Here is a 17,882-nt window from a genome sequence, read left to right on the forward strand (position 1 = left end):
GTCATCTACCCAGTCGTGTTGGGTATATACTTTGCCGCTAATTATTAAGGTAGGAGTTTGCCTTATGAATCTCACCAAACTTAGAGTGTTTGCGTTAACTGCAGAGCATGGTTCATTGACCAAAGTTGCTAATATTATGGGTAAAACGCGCACCTCACTAAGTATGGCGCTATCCAGTTTAGAAGATGAATTGGGTGTAGAACTGTTTGAACGGACTCGTAATCGTCTGGTATTAAATGACGCGGGAAGTGCTTTACTGCCCGATTGTCGAAACATCCTCAATATGGCCGAGAGTCTGTACTCAAAAGCCGAGCAGTTTCGACAAGGTGACAGTGACAAAATACGCATCGCCTATGACGACACACTACCGTCTTCATTCTGGCGAAAACAACTTGTTGCTTTGTCTGATGAATTTCCACATGTCTCCCTGACCGTAATCAAAGCCTCCAGTGCCGATATCCCGACACTCGTTCGCGAAAATCACGTAGATCTTGGCTATGGTTTGGTCTTTAGCTCAGGCGATGACCCTCAAGTTAAGGTTCGTGCTCTGCATCGTATTCGAATGATGGCGGTATGTTCCCCTAAGCATGAATTGGCTAAACTCACCAACGTAACCAGTACCGACATCAGTGCCCATCGGCAAATCGTGCTTTCTCACCTGTTTGAAGAGATTCATCAAGATTTTCGCCCTATTTCGAGTAGCACAATGAGCTTTTCTAATTACCAAGAAGTATTGGATGCGGTTATCGATAATTTAGGTTGGGCGATCATTCCTGAGACATTGGTAAAACAAGAATTACGCCAAGAACATTTAGTGGTCGTGAAGCATCCGAACGGCATGTATTTTGAGAGCTTTGGCGAGATGTCACGCCCGAACGATCATGCGGTAGAGACAAGACAAGCACTGATCGATGGCATCGAAGAAGGTATCTACGACTTGTTTTAACTATCCGCTTCCATAAACGAGAAAAGCCGAAGCAAATGCTTCGGCTTTTTCGTTTCTCGATTGGGGTAAATCGATTAAACGATGCGCAGACCGCCTTGAGCGATTGCGAAACGACGTGCACGAGTGAACGAGTACGCGTTTGTAATACCTTCACCAGTTGGACCAGCGATTGTGAACGTTGAAGTACCTTCAGCGTTGTAACCTACACCAGATAGTGTTGGACCGTTGTGTGCGAAGATAGTTGTGTTAATAGCACGACCGAACTTAGTTACGTTCTCGATATTGCCAGAGTAGATACATGCAGAGTGTTTGTTACCACGTTCCGCAGCAACAGCGCGTTCGATAGCTTCGTCGATGTTCGCACAACGAACAACTGGAAGTACTGGCATCATTTGCTCAACGTGTACTAGTGGGTGGTCGTTCTCAACAACCATAACCGCTAGACGAGTCTCAGACTCAACACCGATAGACTTAAGGATCTCACCAGCGTCTTGACCAACGTGTTGCTTAACTGGATGCCATACGCGAGCAATTTCTTGCGCAGTACATGGCTTAGCACCATCGATTTCATCCATAGTTAGGATTTGTGCAGTTAGCTTCTCAGCTTCTTCTGCAGAAAGAACGTAAGCACCCGTTGCTTCTAACTTAGCTAGGAACTCGTCAGCTACTGAATCTTCAACGAAGACTTCTTTCTCACCGATACATAGTAGGTTGTTATCGAAAGATGCACCGCCGTAAACGCCTGCCGCAGCTAGGTCTAAGTTAGCAGAAGCGTCTACGATTACAGGTGGGTTACCCGCGCCAGCGCCTACACCTTTCTTACCAGATTGTAGGATTGCTTTAACTAGACCTGGGCCACCAGTACCTACTAGCATGTTTACTAGTGGAGACTTAGCGATTTCGTTAAGAGTTTCTAGCGTAGGCTCTTTAACCATAGTAACTAGGTTAGCTGGGCCGCCTGCTGCAACGATAGTCTTGTTGATCATGTCAATCATTACCGCAGAAACAACTTTTGAAGATGGGTGAACGTTGAACGTTACCGCGTTACCAGACGCTAGCATAGAGATAGCGTTGTTAACGATAGTTTCAGTTGGGTTAGTTACAGGAGTAACAGCACCGATAACACCGTATGGTGCACGCTCTTCTAGAGAGATACCGTTGTCACCAGACCATACTTTAGTTTCTAGAACTTCAGTGCCCGGAGTCTTAGCAGCAGTTAGCTGGTGCTTAGCGATCTTGTCTTCAACACGACCTAGTTTAGTTTCTTCACGAACCATTTTCGCGAAGTCTTCAGCTTTAGCTAGAACCGCACCACGGATAGCAGTAAGGATAGCTTCACGGCCTTCTTTGGTAGAGTTAGCGTAGAATTCAACTTGAGCTTTGTGAGTTGCTTCGATTGCTGCTTCAACAGTTTCGAATACACCTTGTGCGTTATTGATATCGAATGACATTTTAATTACCTTCTGTAAAGTATTCAGTGGCGAGCCACTTCTACAGAGCAGGTTGATGACCTGCCCTAATCTTTAATTCATTAAGCGTATGTTTTCGCCGCTTCTTCGCCGTTAGCCACACGCAGTGTGCCTAGTACAAGTGCTTCTAGTTCAACTTCACCTGGGAACTTAGTTACCGGAGCAATGAACTCAACGCGCTTAGTGATTTCAGCTGTGATGTATTTGCTGTAAGCGATACCACCTGTTAGCAGGATTCCATCAACTTTCTCACCACCGAATACCGCGCCCATTGCCGCGATTTGCTTAGACACTTGGTAAGCCATTGCATCAGTGACTAGTTTGAACTCAGCGTCTCCTGCTTCCGCTTTCTCTTCGATTTCACGCATATCAATGCTACCTGTGTAGCTAAAGGCGCCGCCTTTACCTTGGATGAATGCTTTCATCTCAGCATGCGTGTACTCACCGCTGAAGCAGATGTCAATTAGCTCACGAGTTGGCAGATCACCAGAGCGCTCAGGAGTGAAAGGGCCTTCAGAAACCGCGTCGTTTACGTCAACAGTACGACCGCCCATATGAGCACCAACTGTGATACCGCCACCCATGTGACACACGATAACGTTCACGTCTTCGTATTTCTTACCTTGCTGTTCAGCAAACTGACGAGCGATCGCTTTCTGGTTAAGCGCATGGAAACGACCTTTGCGTTTAATGGCTTTGTGACCAGAGAAAGCAGCTAGCTCAGATAACTCATAAGTCACTGGTGCGTCAGTGAAGAACGCTTCAATACCGTTCTCGTCTGCAATCTCTTTACCGATGATGCCTGCGAGGCTTGCTGGGTGTTGAATTTGTGCTTCAAGAAGATCAGCGATAACTGCATCGTCAACTTTGTAAGTACCACCAGCGATTGGCTTAAGAACACCGCCACGACATGCAATAGCACCTAGTTCAGACGCTTTAACACCAGCTTCTTCTAGTGCCGCTAGGATCGCTTCTTTACGGAATGCTTTCTGGTGAGCAACAACCGCGCCAAACGGTGCCAACTCTTCAGCACTGTGACGTAGTGTTTTCTCGAACAGCTCAGTAGTGCCTTCGAAAACACCGATTTTTGTAGAGGTAGAGCCAGGGTTGATAGCTAGAATTTTCATCACTTATAAACCTAATTTAGTTATTGCTATTTATGATTAAGCAGACGCTTCTGCGGCTGTTTTCTGTTGGCTCATTGCAGCAACAGAACAAGCAAGCGCGATAGAGACTGTCTTCTCTGCTTCGCCGTCAGCGCGAGACACAAGAACAACAGGAATACGAGCACCAAGTAGAACACCCGCCATGCTAAATCCAGCCATGTACTGAAGTGCTTTCGCAAACACGTTGCCTACTTCGATGTTTGGAACCATTAGGATATCGGCGCTGCCCGCTACTGGAGACTCATAACCTTTTAGGTTTGCAGCGTACTGAGATACCGCGATATCTAGAGAGATAGGACCAGAAACGATACAACCTTCGATTTCACCGTTTTGGTTCATTTTTTGAAGCTCTGCCGCGTCCATCGTCGCTGGCATCTTGTCGTATGGCTTCTCTTTCGCACATAGATTAGCGACTTTAGGCTCTTCGATACCTACAGAGTGCGCTAGGCTTACAGCGTTTTTGATGATGCCCGCTTTTTGCTCAAGCGTAGGCATGATGTTCATCGCTGCGTCGGTAAATACGTGGAAGCTGTCGCCACCTTCTTTGAATAGAACGCCAGCATGGCTAAGTACATTACCAGTACGAAGGCCGTGTTCTTTCTTTAGGACTTCTTTAAGTAGAACAGAAGTGTCAATAAGACCCTTCATTAGTAGGTCGCCTTTACCTTCTGCAATAGCTGAAACTGATGCGGTTGCAATTGCTTCAAGACCGTCGGCTTCGATGATCTCAAAGTTGGCTAGGTCAACATTTGCTTTCGCCGCTGCTTCGTTAATTAACGCGCGCTCACCAACAAGAATGACGTCTGCCATGCCTTCTTGGAATGCATTGTTTGCTGCATCAAGCGTTGCATCATCGTGCGCTGCCGCAACAACCATACGTTGCTTCTTGCCGAACTTTTTAGCTTGCTGAATAAAGAAATCTTTATTGTACATAGGGGCGATACCTTTTAATTAAGAAGAAGGAAACAACCTTCTTTTTATCTTCGATAAATATTCATCAAAGGGAGTAATCAATTATTGTGGAACAATAAATTGAGACTATTTTTAACCCTTTCAAAGGATGGAATTAATCTATCTCAGGTATCGTCGAAATAAACTTCACTCAGAGTCAGGTTTTTTGACCGTTTTACGGTAACAATGATTTGACGATGAATAATTAAAACAATGAAGTATCAACCAGGGCTATAACTGGCGATCTTCATCACAAAAACAACTTATATTTTCGCGTAGAAAAATAGACTTTTTACTGTCCTAGCCTTAGGTAACACTACAAAGTAACCGAGTAATTTACTTTAGAGCGAATAGGTAACAATTACTGGTTCTTGCCTTTATTAGTGGAATTTATGGATTGTCACACTCTAATAACCGCTTCAACACCAAAGTCAGAAAGCCACATTCATTCACCAGAGGAATGATTTTACTTCCTGATGCAAGTTGTTATTTTTCGCTAGCGTAAGTTTTTTTGACGCTGAGTGATGTGCTTGGGGACAACGTCCAAGAATATACTCAACAGCAACAAATCAATACCGCATTCGAGCCTTTGTAGAGTCCAAAACTCAGTAAATAAATCGAATGTAACTTCATGATAATCATTGACTAAATAGTAAGGGTCGAAGATGACAATTCAAAACCGCTTAGAAGAAAGTGTAAACAACCTTAGCGTTGTTCTTGAAGAACAAAAACAACTACTTGCAGAGCACAAAGCTAACCAAAACTACGCTGAGCGTCTAAACAACCTATTGACTCCAACTGACGAGTTAACCACACAGGGCGACGATCTATTGATTGGTGGTTGTAAAGCGACTGACCTTATTGAACAATATGGCAGCCCGCTATTCGTTCTAAGCGAAGACACACTGCGTGGTAACTTACGCCGTGTGAAAAACGCCTTCGGGAACTACTGGCCAAAACCTGTAAACGTTATGTTTGCTATCAAATCGAACACAAACTTTGCGGTTCGCGCTATCTGTAATGAGGAAGGTGTTGGTGGCGACTGTTTCGGTCCCGGTGAAGTTGAAGCGACTCACATTGCGGGCGCTGATCCAAAAACTATCGCACTAAACGGTACAGTGAAACCTGAGCTTGCCATCCGCAAAGCCATTGAATACGGCTACGCTATCCACCTAGATTCTTACGAAGAGATCGAGATTGTTGAGCGTATCGCTCGTGAAGTGAAGCCTGCTGAGAAAGTACGTATCGCGGTACGCCTAAAAGTCATCCCTGAAGATTTCTTCAACGACTTCGAACCAGACGCCTACCCGTTCCCTAACTTTATCGGTGCGATGAAGTGGATTAAATTCGGTCTACTTAAAGAAGAAGCGAAAAAAATCATCAACCGCGTTAAAGAAATCGATATCTTCGAATTCTACGGCTTCCATACTCACCTAGGTCGCTTCTCTAAGCAGCCTGAAGGTTGGGATGCGCTATACCGTGAGTATGCACGTAACGTAATCGAGATCTCTCGTGAATGTGGTGTACAACCTTTCCAAGTGGACCTAGGTGGTGGTTGGCCTCGTGAACGTGAGCCAGAGTGTCGTAGCAAAGAGCACATGATGAACTCCAACACTATCGAAGATTACGCAAAAATCGTCTGTGAAGGTATGCTAGAAGAGTTCACTAAAGAAGGCTTCGAAGTTCCACAATTATGGCTAGAACCTGGCCGTTACATTGCAGGTAACATTGGTACTCTACTGACATCTGTATACGTCGTAAAGGACGACCAAGAGATGGATTACACTTACACTATGGTTGATGCGTCAACCTATCTAGCAACGCTAGTAGAGTCTCAAGAGTCGAAGAACCCTGTACTACCCGCAAACAAGATGACACAACCTCTTGTTAAGAAAACAACAGAAATTGCGGGTCCAATCTGTATTCCTTCAATCTGGGAAAGCGCTGCAACAATGCCTGCATTAGAGCCAAAAGACGTACTAGCAATTATGGATGTGGGTCACTACGCTGAATCTCAAGCGAGTCAATTTAACTCACTGCCACGTCCAGCAACCGTGCTTGTTAAAGATGGTCAAGCTGAACTCATTAAGCGTGCAGAAACAGTTGAGGACGTATTCGCTACTCAAATCCTTCCAGAACGTTTTAAGAAGGCCAAAGCAGAAATCGCTAAAAAGAAAACCGCTAAAGCGTAAGCTTTAACGTATCAGGAATAGAAACCTCTCAATTGTCATATGAGCTGTTCTATTTAAAAGGCTTAGCTTATTGCTAAGCCTTTTTATTATCTAAACTTCCAGTCTACTAATTACATAAACCTACATTACTTCTCTATTGGTTAGGTTTTCCATTAATTATACCAGCTGTTTCCATCCGAACATTTAATAGAACCTACTTTAATCCAACTTAATATTACATAGATAGAGCCAATAACTGGCATTGAAAGTAATTTATATAAATTAACATTTCAAAAACATCATAGTTAACAAATAAACAAAGCTATTTGCAATTAATTATCGCTACTATTTTAGGAAAATAATATTGAGACATAGAGCAATATATAACACTACTTTGTACCTATTTAAGGTATATCCAAAAGGAGTATCTCTAGCTAACTTAAGTAACAGTTATCAAGTGAATGACTATCATCCTATTAGGTGTTTTTTGTTAATAATATTTTTAACAAAAGATTTTTTATTAATTTTAATAATTCACTTCTTGAAAACTTATCAGTGTGATTGCAGCCACGATGGTTGAAATATTAATTAGAAGGATGCGGGTTGAAATTTTATCTTCTTTCGATTGAACGAGGGAAGCTAAATGGGAAACGCAGATTGATTATGCTAAAAAAAATATGTAATAAACTGGGCATTGAGCTTTGGTTCTCCGCTCACCTTGCCTATGGCTTTGTCCAGCTTGTGTTTATCCCGATCGTAATGCCTGCGTTTGTCGCAGAGCGAACCGGCAGTTTTGCCAATGCAGGCTTAGCGATGGGCTTCTTCGGTGTAGCGGGTCTTGCAGCTCCTATTATTGGCTTATTAGCAGACAAATATAAAGCACATCGATTAGCTCAGTTTTTAGGCATGGTGGCGTATGTGATTGCCGGTTTCTGCTACATCGCTTCAGGCAGTGACTTTACGATGATGGCGATTGGCTCTATTTTCTTTGGTCTAGGTTCTGCAACACTATTAATGTTAAACCCCGTCTTTATCGCTTTCGCCGGTTATGACAATAAAACGGAAGCTCTCAAACTGGGTCGAATGGCACAAGCCGCTATTATAGGTACTTTGATTGGTGGTGGCGTGTTAGCAGCTTTAACCGATGGAGGGTTTGGCTATGAAACGAGCTTTTACACGATGATGGGCACCGTCGCTGTATTAGCCTTGATCACCTTTATGACTAATAAACAGGCTGGTCAGCGAGTACTTGATACCGCAAAAGCTCGCGAAGAAGCAGCTAAAGTTGAGTCTCAACAAAAAGTGAATCTGTTGAGTGTGCTGTTTTCTAAATTCGGTCTATTCCTTTTTGCTGTCGCAGCGCTATGCGCAGGTCAAGGCGCGTTTCAAGCTCAATTCCCAAACTTAATGAAAAATGCGTTCTCGGTATCTGAAGCAGTCTCCGCCACCAGCCTATCAATTTCAGCAGTGCTTGGGTTAATCGTCGTCGTTATGGCCGAGCGCTTCTCAGCTAAATTTGGTCCAGCAGCACTATTTAGGCTGTGTACGGTAGCGTCTATTGTTGTTGTTGCAGCACTTTACTTTATTGCTGAGTTCCAACTCATACCAACCATTATTTTCCCAGTTGCGTTAGTCATCATTTATTTACAAGGTATTACTGTGACAGACATGTGCTCTCCAGCCGTCGCTTCCCGCTTAACAAGAGTTGGCGCAGGTTATACGCAAGGGCTGATGATGTTCTTCATTTCCATCGGTTTTGCAACTGGCAGCGCGATCAGCGGCTTTACTGTCGAATCGTTTAGTTGGAGCGCATTACCCGCCGCCATTGGTGTACTAACAACAGTTGCTTTTGTATGTATTTGGGCCGTCACTCGTGACAACAAAGAAGCAAAACACCAAACCTCGACAAAACATGCTTAGCAAATTTGGCGATTTTTGACTAAAAAAAAGCCTCCATAACAGGAGGCTTTTCTAATTGAATCAATGCTTAAAGAAGCTTACGCGCAGCCTCTACAACCACTTTGATAGAGCGAGTTTCCGCTTGCTTCAACGTATCATGGTCAGGCGTTTCTTTCTGAGTACGGTTGATGATAACACCCGCAACACAGCCAGCTTTAAGACCAGAACTTGCGCACATAGTCAGTAGCGTTGCCGACTCCATTTCGAAGTTCAGTACGCCCATTTGTTGCCACTCTTCCATAGAACCTTGGAAACGACGAACAACACGGCCTGAGAAGGTGTCGTAGCGCTCTTGGCCAGGGTAGAAAGTGTCACTTGATGCCGTTACACCAGTATGAACCGTAGAACCCGCTTCAATTGCTGCTTCTTTCATTGCCGTTGCTACATCGAAATCGGCTACCGCAGGGAATTCCATAGGAGCAAAATGCAAGCTTGCACCATCTAGACGAACAGAACCAGTGGTGACAATCATGTCGCCAACGTTTACGTCAGATTGAATCGCACCGGTCGTACCAACACGCAAGAAAGTGCGAACGCCCAATTGAGCCAGTTCTTCAACAGCAATAGAAGTTGATGGACCACCAATACCTGTCGAACAAACAACAACCGTCTTACCGTCTAGTTTTGCACGGTATACTGTGTATTCACGTTGGCTAGCCAAAAACTCTGGCTCATCCATTAACTCAGCGATCTTTTGAACTCGAGCTGGGTCACCTGGAATAATCGCTAGTGTAGCGCCTTGTAGATCTTCTTTATTTACTCCGAGATGGAAAACAGCTTGGGACATGGGGGACTCCTTTTGTCTCTTGGATATGTGGTAAAGCTTATAAGATCACGTCCAACATAAACGTACACAGATCACACTTTACTAATGTAACAGCATCAACATTTCAAATAAAAACGGTTTGCATCACACTTTATTGTTATATCGGTCTATAAATTACACGAATAACTCTTTGCTGTTCACAAAAAAACCGCCCTACAGAGGGGCGGTTTATTGATGGAATTATTTATAAATACAGCGAAGCTGAGTACTACATTCAATCAAATTTAGATTTATGACGCAGTAATCTCAGTGCGTTGAGGGTCACGATGGCGGTAGCGCCACTATCTGCCAAGACAGCAACCCATAACCCTGTAATACCTAAAAGACTAGTGACTAAGAATACGCCTTTTAAACCCAATGCTAACGTAACATTTTGCTTAATGTTACTGAGTGTTGCTCTTGAGAGCTCGATCATCACAGGAAGCTCACTCAAGCGGTTATGAGTCAAAGCTGCATCAGCCGTTTCCAGCGCAACATCAGTCCCCCCACCCATAGCAATACCAATATTGGCCGCTTTCATCGCAGGTGCATCGTTGATGCCATCGCCGACCATAGCGACACGACGACCTTGAGCTAACTCATTTACAAAGGTGACTTTATCTGCGGGCAACAAGCTTGCTTTATAATCCATACCCAGAGGCGTTGCTATCGCATGTGCGCTTCGCTCATTATCACCTGTCAACATGATGGTATCGATACCGAGTTTAGCGAGTTTTTCCACCGCTTCTGCGGTATCCGCTCTAACTTCATCCTGCCATGCAATGATACCTTTCACCGTGTTTTCTGTTGCCAGTACCACCACCGTTTTACCGCCATTTTCCAGCTCTACTACTTTATCCATCACCTCATCAGCAATGTCAAAAGTCACTTTAGATGGTGCGCTTAATATCCACTTACTACCATCAACAATACCTTCGATACCAACACCAACCAGCGCTTTTTTCTCTTGGGCTTCTGGAATAGTAATGCCACGCTGCTCTACGTGCTTAATCAATGACGTTGCTAAAGGATGATTTGAACCTTGTTCAATCGCGCCAGATAGCGCCAACACTTGCTCAGTATCCAAATCTGCTGTCACTACTACGTCAGTAACATGAGGTTTGCCTAACGTCAGTGTACCCGTTTTATCAAATGCAATAGCTTGAACGTTGCCTAACTGCTCTAACGCTGCTCCGCCTTTAATCAGTGCACCACGTCTTGTTGCCGCGGCAAGACCTGACGTAATCGCTGCTGGTGTTGAAATCACAAGCGCACAAGGACAAGCGATTAGCAGTAACGCTAAACCACGATACACCCAGGTTTCCCATGGCTGTGCAAACATAAGAGGCGGCGTGATAATTACTAGTAGCGATACCAACATCATTAATGGTGTGTACCAACGACTGAATTTGTCCAAGAATCGCTCGATTGGTGCTTTTCTCGATTCCGCTTCTTCTATGAGGTGGAGAATGCGGTCAATGGCGTTTTCACCTTGTTTGGACGTAACCGTGAGTCGCACAACTTTGTCTGCAAGGACCGCACCCGCCATAACGGTCTCACCGATATGGCGTTCGACAGGGAGCGATTCGCCTGTCAATGCACTTTCATCAAAGCTGGCGTTAGCATCCAATAACGAACCGTCGGCTGGCATACGATCACCAGGTGCAACTTCGATAATGTCACCGGGCACAAGTGCCGATGCACTCTTGGTTTGACGCACACCATCTACAATCACTGTAGCTTCTTCTGGAACCAAGGACATTAACGCTTGGACACCACTGCGCGCTCTAGAAGCAGCAAACGCTTCCAATCGCTCACCGACAAGAAACAGTAACAGAACCATTGCAGCTTCTACCGTTTCACCGAGATACAGAGCACCAATCGCCGCCACACTCATTAGTGTTTCAATGGCAAAAGGAGTACCAGATTTGGCAAGTTTCAATGCCTTTGAGGCAATAGGGATAAGACCAAGAATACATGTAAGCGTGAATAGCCATTCGCTTAACTGCGGCAAGCTGCCTTTAAACGCAGCAGCGATCGCCATACCGGTAGAGATAGCAAGGATATGAAAGTTGTCTTTTAAGGTTTTTTTCCAGCCTGTTAGTTGGTCTTGCGGCGCTCCATTGGTACTGCCATCTAGAGCGTTCAGAGTAAAGCCAGCATCAACAACGGCTGCTTCAACTTGAGTAAATAACGCAGCATCATTAACTCGAACCACCAACTTTTCAGTGGCAAACAGAACTTTAGAACTCACCACACCAGCTAACTTATTGGTTGCTGATTCCACTTTTCTGGCGCATGCAGGACAGTCCATCCCGACAACTTTCCAAGATTTTAATAGTCCAGAATCAGATTCACTTTTCCCACCGGAGGCGGCAGGTTCATCAGGTTCTGACGCACAGCAACTGCTCTCTGAGTCGCAACAATCCGCAGATTGCTCGCTAGAAATGGCCGTTACTTGTGCGATTTTTGGCGCGTTGCACGCATCACCCGCGGGACGAATAGCGTTGATAGATTGTGAGCTGCACGCTTTATGTTTTGTACACATGGGATTCTCCTTTGCTTATCCTACATCCCAAGTGTAAACCTTGGAGCTAGCTCCAAGGTCAAGAAGAATTTTACCCTGATAGTGTTGGCGACTCTAACTGCTCCTCAACTTTCGACACATCATTAATCATAACCGGATCTGTTGTACTGAATGGTTGAGAGTTAACACAAACCAAACTTGGGTCTTCTTCTGTACTTTGACATTCGCCAGTCTTACGCAGTTCAGAGATATGGAATTTAAGAACAATGTAACCTAACACCCCAAACACGATATTACCCACCGCTTGTCCATACAAGACGCCCAACGCACCAAACCATAATGAGCCTAAGTACACAAATGGCAAAGTACCTAAAGTCGCCTTACTCAGATTAAGTGCGGTAGAATACAGTGGCTTACCCAAATTATTGAACGACGTATTCGCAACAAACAGCACACCATTAAACACAAAGGTAATCGCTACATAAGTCGCAAATGCCGCCACGATCAGCGATGCATCACCGGTTAACGAGAACATGTTAATAATCGGCTGTTGGAGAAGATACAATAAAGCGCAAACCACTAATGTGTAGATGGTCGTCACGATGAGTGAGTTCTTTAGCGTTTCCTCCACACGATCAATTCTTACCGCTCCATAGTTTTGCCCCACGATAGGCCCAACAGCCCCAGACAGCGCAAAGATAAAGGCAAAACAAACTGGCGTCAGACGACCTATTACCGCAAACCCAGCAACAAAATCCTCACCATATTGGGCAATAGCAGTGGTCACAATCGCATTACCAATAGGCGTTGCGGTATTAGTAATAATGGCAGGAATAGCGATCGCCAACATCACTCTGGCATCACTAATGACATTCGAATATGTAGGTTTGGCTAGTAATTTGTGAACACGTAATAACGGTGCAAACGAGAAATAGAACACAGCAAATCGGGCGACCACCGAAGCGGCGGCGGCCCCTTCCACATTCCAGTTAAAACCGAAAATGAAAATAGGATCCAATATAGCGTTAACGATCCCACCCGCAAGCGTTGCCCACATCGACCGTTTCGCATCACCCGCAGCTCGCAAACCTGCACCACTAGCCATACCTAAAGCAATCAGAGGCGTACTCGGTAATAAGATCCAAAGGTAGGCTTCTGCTCTCTCGTGTGCTCTCCCTTCTGCACCGATGGCCGTCAGCAGTTCTGGAATGTAGGCACACATTATTGCCGTTACAATCGCGCTAATGATAAATGCGATGACAAGAACACTAGAGCCTATCTGCCTTGCATAATCTACGTTCTTAGCTCCAATCGCTTTGGACATTAATGCACCCATAGCGATGGAAGTTCCTATAGAAACGGAGGTTGCAAAAAAGGTTAACGTACCAGCGAACCCAACCGCAGCAGCCAGTTCAGCTTGACCCAACATACTGATGAACAGCATATCGAGTAAATCGACAATGAATATCGCCATGATTCCGACAGTGGAGGTTCCTGACATCACCAGGATATGCCTCATGGTTGATCCTTCAACGAATTTAGCCGATTGGTCCGCCATATCAGTCCTTTTATTTACATGCAACAAACAATAAAGGGCGCCGAAGCGCCCATAGGGGAATATTGTTTAGTTTACACAGGATGTTTGAAGCACGCTTCAATATTTTTGCCGATGGCTCGAAGTACATCGCGGCGAGTAATCGTCCCTACCAATCTTCCATTGTCGATAACAGGATAGACTTTCGGTTTACCGACCTTCATCATATCTGCGAGTTCAATGATGGACGTTTCAGGTGTCACTGACAGCACCTCTTGATGCATACAATCTCCAACAGTATGCGTGTCTTGACAGTGATAGCTAACTTTAACCAACTTGTCGAGCAAGTCTTGTTCCGAAATAAAGCCAATAACTTGTTCACGTTCATTAATAACTGGACCACCAAGGTGGTTAGATTGCATGACTTTATCAAGCGCAGCACTCAATGACATGTCTTGTGTAAAGGTCACCGTTCTTTGAGTCATGTAGTCTTTAACTTTTAGCGATTCCATGGCGATCTCCTTCAGCCCCAATAACTTAATCTAGATAAGTTTATTGTTGTCCAAATTTTCAATATTGCTAAATGGGATTCTACGATTCTTGTAATAGACATTACCTATCAATCCATGATGTTAAGTAAGAATTGTTTGTCCCGTTTAAATTAAGCGTAAGACGAATTTTCTTGTTTTGCCTATCTTATTGTTAAGATTTTTGTAACAATCGGTCGCCTTATTGTCTGTTAACTCAATGCACTGAGTCATTTTCATGCTAAAAAAACTTCTCAATTCTCTTGCGAATGCGGTCGAATTTCGCTCTCGCATTTGGGTAGTCCATGTTTCCGAGTCCATACTCAAAGACCAGTCATATGTGGTCAATGAAGATCAGTTCTCGTCTCCGTTGTCTTGGATGAAAGGCAAAGGCTACGATCAAGAGATGCTGAGTAAAGTCGAGAGCATGAAGCGCTCGCAAATCTTAGTGTTTGAACTTGGTCGCACTAAACACCAGCTTATGCGCGTCAAATAAACAGCTATTGAATCATTAATAGCATCAACTCGATGGCGGCCAATAATGCAAGCAATGCTGTCGCTCCCTTCCAAAAGAGCAATGGGTGCTTTTTAATGAGCGGGCTCGTCTCATATTGTTTCATTAACGCTTTATTCGGCTGGCTCAAATCCAATAAGAACTCTCCCAACGCTTGATGACGATGTTGCGGATTGTGATGACAAGCCTTCTTTAAGGCCATATCCAACCATAGCGGGAGTTCAGGATTGGTGATTTGAATACTCTGATACTTCCACTGTTGATGGCGTGCACTGTCGACACTACGTGCAATCGCCGCTTTATAGGGAAGCGTGCCAGACAGCATTTCATACGTCATTACCGCAACAGAAAATAAATCGGATACGGTTGTCGCTTCGTTGCCATTCAAATACTCAGGGGCAATATAATTCGCCGCGCCTTTAGGCATTTGAGCACATTGTTCTTGTCTTGCTTCATCTAAGCCCTTTACCGAAACAGACCCCAAATCAATCAAGGTCACTTGCAGCGACTCTGATATCATCACATTTTCCGGCTTTAAGTCGCGATGTACCATATCTAACCGTTGCAACACTCGCACCGCTTTTACTATCTCAGAAACAATACTCCTCACAGAGTCTAAGCTCGGCGTCGGATTATCAAGCATCCACTGCCTCAACGTGCTCCCTTCTATCGGCTCACATAGTAAGTAGAGAAAGGGAGAATTAGCAGGTCGTGGATAAGTACGCATGATTCGATGGCTATTCACATGCGTTCCCACCCAATACTCATTACTTATGTCGAGTAGAGCCTGTTTATCTTCCACATGCAGTAAAGAAGGCGCTTTGAGAATATACTTCTGATCCGTCTGTTCCTGCCTCACCTCATAAACATGGCTTCGAGTTCCAGCATGAAGTACTTTTGTCACCGTGTAACTATCAATTCTGTTGTTCACTTTAAGCGGGGGTGGCACCACTTGGTTAAGTGATTGTTGTTGAAACTCATGCAATGTTAGGTTGGGAACATGATCGATAGAAACCAATAAGCTGGTGACATTGTCTTGGCTACCATTTTCTATGGCAAGATCCGTCAATGCTTGGCTTCGTGTCTCAAAGCCTTGGAGGTGATTTTGGATAACGTTGACCAACTGTTTCTCAGTGATGAAATCATGTACCCCATCGGTTGAGAGCAAGAAGAGATCGCCAGTTTCGACGGCTACGGTCTGAAAATCGACCTCCAATTTGCTATCCATGCCTAAAGCGCGAGTTAGGTACGCCGCTTTACCGATGTTGGTCCGCTGATGATCTCTGGTTAACAAACGGAGTTTGCCTTGTCTAAGCAAATAGATTCGGCTATCACCCACATGAAATAGATACGCCGTATTGGATTTGACGACAACGGCACTAAAGGTGGTAACCAGTCCATTATGCTTCAGCGGTTGCTTTAAACTCTGTTCATATAGCCAAGTATTCAATGACGTCAATACCTGAATGGCCGAACGCCGAACGCTCCAACTTTCTGGCGTTGCATAATAATCGGCGACAAACTGCATCACACTGGTGTGACTGGCTTTTTGCCCGTGTTCACTGCAACTCACACCATCGGCAATGCAAGCAAGCATACCCTTGGTTTCCAACTCACTTTGTAGTTTTGGCTCTCGAACCACAAAAGCATCTTGGTTTTCGCTTCGAGTACCAGCAGAAGACACGCCTCCGTAAGATGTCGTCAGCGTTTGTGGATGGTTAAGCGGTAATCCCATAATCATTCCCTAATTAGACCTTCGGAGAACAAAAGCTCTGTGCAAGCAGAGCTTTTGAACGAGTGAGCACGCTAAGTGCTCATGCTCACTCCCCGATTACCATTAATGAGATACGTTGATTAACGTTACGCTACCATCTTCGTTTACCTCTGCTATTTGACCACTGGGTTCTTCCATAAACATCAAAGTTGCGAAACCAAGAACCGCTGTACCCGCGATAACATAGAAGAAGGTTTGATAGTCAACAAACGACAGAACCGTCAAGTAAACCACAGCACCGACATTTCCGTAAGCGCCTGTCATTCCAGCGATTTGACCTGTCATGCGGCGCTTGATTAATGGCACTGTCGCAAACACCGCCCCCTCACCTGCTTGAACAAAGAATGAACAAACCATGGCTGCGCATACTGCAAGCCACAACGGCCACTCACTGTTGACCTGGCCCATCATGAAATATCCCACAGCCAAACCTGCTGTTAGAATTAACAATGTCGATTTACGACCAAATTTATCTGAGATCCAACCGCCACCAGGACGCGACATTAAGTTCATAAAGGCATAAGCTGAAGCCACCATACCTGCTAAAACAGGCGTCAGTTCAAACGTTTCAGAGAAGAACAGAGGTAACATCGAGACCACCGCCAACTCCGAGCCGAACGTGGCAAAATACAACACGTTCAAAACCGCTACTTGCTTAAACTTATATTGATGCATCTCCGGAACTGGCTTAGAGAAGATAGATTTGTTGACCTTCCATACTTGAGAAACTTCGTATCCGTATAGGACTACTAAGCCCACATAGAAGGTGTTAACCACTGTGTCACTCAACATACCAATATTCGATGGCGCAAGTTTCCAAGCGAGTAGCGCAAGTGCAGCATACATAGGGATCTTCATGATCAACAGGAAGAAAAAGTCCCCTTTCGATGACACTTCCATCGCAGCTAAATGTTTAGGTTTAAAGTAAGTCGATCCTTTTGGCGTATCTTGAACGTTACGATAAAAAATGACTGAGAACACCAAGCTCATTAGGCCCGTCACACCAACGGCATAGCGCCATCCGTCGTCACCACCAAACATCAGAGCCAAGGTTGGTAAAGTGAAAGCCGCCGCCGCTGAGCCAAAGTTGCCCCAACCACCATAAATACCTTCCGCAGTACCCAGTTCATCATGTGGGAACCACTCAGATACTAAACGAATACCAATAACAAACCCTGCACCAATAAAACCTAATAGGAAACGAGCGATAGCCGCTTGAATAAATGAATCTGACAACGCAAAAACAAAACATGGAATAGAACATATTGCCAACAATGCGGAGTAGACCAGACGTGGACCATATTTGTCGGTCAACATACCAATGATTACCCTCGCTGGTATCGTCAGCGCCACGTTGAGGATAAGTAAGGTTTTGATCTCTTGTGTTGATAAGCCCAATGACGTTTTTACCATTTGAAGTAATGGTGCAAAGTTAAACCAAACCACAAAGGTAATAAAAAAGGCCATCCAGCTTAAGTGCAGTGTTTTCATCTTCCCAGAAAACGAAAACAAATTAAATTTAGTGCTTTCCATAACAAA

General features: G+C 44.6%; 13 protein-coding genes. 4 read left to right on the plus strand and 9 right to left on the minus strand.

The features are described 5' to 3' along the window. The first annotated feature begins 64 nt into the window (after positions 1-64). Positions 65-946, plus strand: coding sequence for a LysR family transcriptional regulator (locus JKJ11_RS11545; protein WP_006072976.1), 882 nt, complete (start codon positions 65-67; stop codon positions 944-946). Between the two features lie 74 nt (positions 947-1,020). On the opposite strand, the gene JKJ11_RS11550 is transcribed toward JKJ11_RS11545, so the two are convergent. From JKJ11_RS11550 to JKJ11_RS11560, 3 genes are all read right to left on the minus strand, one after another. After that, positions 1,021-2,397 carry an aldehyde dehydrogenase gene (locus JKJ11_RS11550; RefSeq protein WP_006072975.1) on the minus strand — a complete coding sequence of 459 codons (1,377 nt, stop codon included), beginning with the start codon at positions 2,395-2,397 and terminating at the stop codon, positions 1,021-1,023. 80 nt (positions 2,398-2,477) lie between these two features. Further along, positions 2,478-3,542: a butyrate kinase gene (buk, locus tag JKJ11_RS11555; RefSeq protein WP_006072974.1), complete on the minus strand. Its 1,065-nt coding sequence runs from the start codon at positions 3,540-3,542 to the stop codon at positions 2,478-2,480. Positions 3,543-3,578: 36 nt separating this feature from the next. After that, positions 3,579-4,514: a bifunctional enoyl-CoA hydratase/phosphate acetyltransferase gene (locus tag JKJ11_RS11560; RefSeq protein WP_252038215.1), complete on the minus strand. Its 936-nt coding sequence runs from the start codon at positions 4,512-4,514 to the stop codon at positions 3,579-3,581. A gap of 683 nt (positions 4,515-5,197) precedes the next feature. Here JKJ11_RS11560 and JKJ11_RS11565 point away from each other — a divergent pair. Next, positions 5,198-6,724 (plus strand): diaminopimelate decarboxylase family protein, encoded by a 1,527-nt coding sequence (locus tag JKJ11_RS11565; protein WP_006072972.1) that lies wholly within the window; start codon positions 5,198-5,200, stop codon positions 6,722-6,724. 642 nt (positions 6,725-7,366) lie between these two features. Next, complete coding sequence (locus tag JKJ11_RS11570) at positions 7,367-8,623, plus strand: MFS transporter (RefSeq protein ID WP_252038218.1); 1,257 nt, start codon at positions 7,367-7,369, stop codon at positions 8,621-8,623. A gap of 67 nt (positions 8,624-8,690) precedes the next feature. Here JKJ11_RS11570 and udp read toward each other — a convergent pair whose 3' ends face one another. The 4 genes from udp to JKJ11_RS11590 form a co-directional block, all read right to left on the minus strand. Further along, positions 8,691-9,449 (minus strand): uridine phosphorylase, encoded by a 759-nt coding sequence (udp, locus tag JKJ11_RS11575; protein ID WP_006072970.1) that lies wholly within the window; start codon positions 9,447-9,449, stop codon positions 8,691-8,693. A gap of 253 nt (positions 9,450-9,702) precedes the next feature. Continuing rightward, the gene (locus JKJ11_RS11580; protein ID WP_252038219.1) at positions 9,703-12,015 is read right to left on the minus strand and encodes a zinc/cadmium/mercury/lead-transporting ATPase; all 2,313 of its coding nucleotides are present in this window, start codon (positions 12,013-12,015) and stop codon (positions 9,703-9,705) included. Between the two features lie 70 nt (positions 12,016-12,085). Further along, on the minus strand, positions 12,086-13,552 hold the full coding sequence (locus tag JKJ11_RS11585) for an MATE family efflux transporter (RefSeq protein ID WP_006072968.1): 1,467 nt from the start codon (positions 13,550-13,552) through the stop codon (positions 12,086-12,088). A gap of 71 nt (positions 13,553-13,623) precedes the next feature. Then, entirely contained in the window at positions 13,624-14,040 is a 417-nt protein-coding gene (locus tag JKJ11_RS11590) for a CBS domain-containing protein (protein ID WP_006072967.1), read from the minus strand. A gap of 253 nt (positions 14,041-14,293) precedes the next feature. Here JKJ11_RS11590 and JKJ11_RS11595 point away from each other — a divergent pair, with 253 nt between their 5' ends. Continuing rightward, positions 14,294-14,551 (plus strand): hypothetical protein, encoded by a 258-nt coding sequence (locus tag JKJ11_RS11595; RefSeq protein WP_006072966.1) that lies wholly within the window; start codon positions 14,294-14,296, stop codon positions 14,549-14,551. Positions 14,552-14,555: 4 nt separating this feature from the next. Here the strand turns inward: JKJ11_RS11595 and JKJ11_RS11600 are convergent, their stop codons facing one another. Together JKJ11_RS11600 and JKJ11_RS11605 are read right to left on the minus strand one after the other, a co-directional pair. Further along, positions 14,556-16,304, minus strand: a complete 1,749-nt coding sequence (locus JKJ11_RS11600) for a bifunctional protein-serine/threonine kinase/phosphatase (RefSeq protein ID WP_252038220.1) — start codon at positions 16,302-16,304, stop codon at positions 14,556-14,558. Positions 16,305-16,406: 102 nt separating this feature from the next. Next, positions 16,407-17,876, minus strand: coding sequence for a NarK family nitrate/nitrite MFS transporter (locus JKJ11_RS11605; protein WP_252038221.1), 1,470 nt, complete (start codon positions 17,874-17,876; stop codon positions 16,407-16,409). Positions 17,877-17,882: the final 6 nt, after the last annotated feature.

It is taken from the genome of Vibrio sp. SCSIO 43133 (genome assembly GCF_023716845.1).
GTDB lineage: Bacteria > Pseudomonadota > Gammaproteobacteria > Enterobacterales > Vibrionaceae > Vibrio > Vibrio mediterranei.

What these genes read in the sequence shown, in the direction of transcription:
- JKJ11_RS11545 (WP_006072976.1), top strand. Translation starts at nt 65, where the DNA reads ATGAATCTCACCAAACTTAGAGTGTTTGCGTTAACTGCAGAGCATGGT.
- JKJ11_RS11550 (WP_006072975.1), bottom strand. Translation starts at nt 2,397, where the DNA reads ATGTCATTCGATATCAATAACGCACAAGGTGTATTCGAAACTGTTGAA.
- buk (WP_006072974.1), bottom strand. Translation starts at nt 3,542, where the DNA reads ATGAAAATTCTAGCTATCAACCCTGGCTCTACCTCTACAAAAATCGGT.
- JKJ11_RS11560 (WP_252038215.1), bottom strand. Translation starts at nt 4,514, where the DNA reads ATGTACAATAAAGATTTCTTTATTCAGCAAGCTAAAAAGTTCGGCAAG.
- JKJ11_RS11565 (WP_006072972.1), top strand. Translation starts at nt 5,198, where the DNA reads ATGACAATTCAAAACCGCTTAGAAGAAAGTGTAAACAACCTTAGCGTT.
- JKJ11_RS11570 (WP_252038218.1), top strand. Translation starts at nt 7,367, where the DNA reads ATGCTAAAAAAAATATGTAATAAACTGGGCATTGAGCTTTGGTTCTCC.
- udp (WP_006072970.1), bottom strand. Translation starts at nt 9,449, where the DNA reads ATGTCCCAAGCTGTTTTCCATCTCGGAGTAAATAAAGAAGATCTACAA.
- JKJ11_RS11580 (WP_252038219.1), bottom strand. Translation starts at nt 12,015, where the DNA reads ATGTGTACAAAACATAAAGCGTGCAGCTCACAATCTATCAACGCTATT.
- JKJ11_RS11585 (WP_006072968.1), bottom strand. Translation starts at nt 13,552, where the DNA reads ATGGCGGACCAATCGGCTAAATTCGTTGAAGGATCAACCATGAGGCAT.
- JKJ11_RS11590 (WP_006072967.1), bottom strand. Translation starts at nt 14,040, where the DNA reads ATGGAATCGCTAAAAGTTAAAGACTACATGACTCAAAGAACGGTGACC.
- JKJ11_RS11595 (WP_006072966.1), top strand. Translation starts at nt 14,294, where the DNA reads ATGCTAAAAAAACTTCTCAATTCTCTTGCGAATGCGGTCGAATTTCGC.
- JKJ11_RS11600 (WP_252038220.1), bottom strand. Translation starts at nt 16,304, where the DNA reads ATGGGATTACCGCTTAACCATCCACAAACGCTGACGACATCTTACGGA.
- JKJ11_RS11605 (WP_252038221.1), bottom strand. Translation starts at nt 17,876, where the DNA reads ATGGAAAGCACTAAATTTAATTTGTTTTCGTTTTCTGGGAAGATGAAA.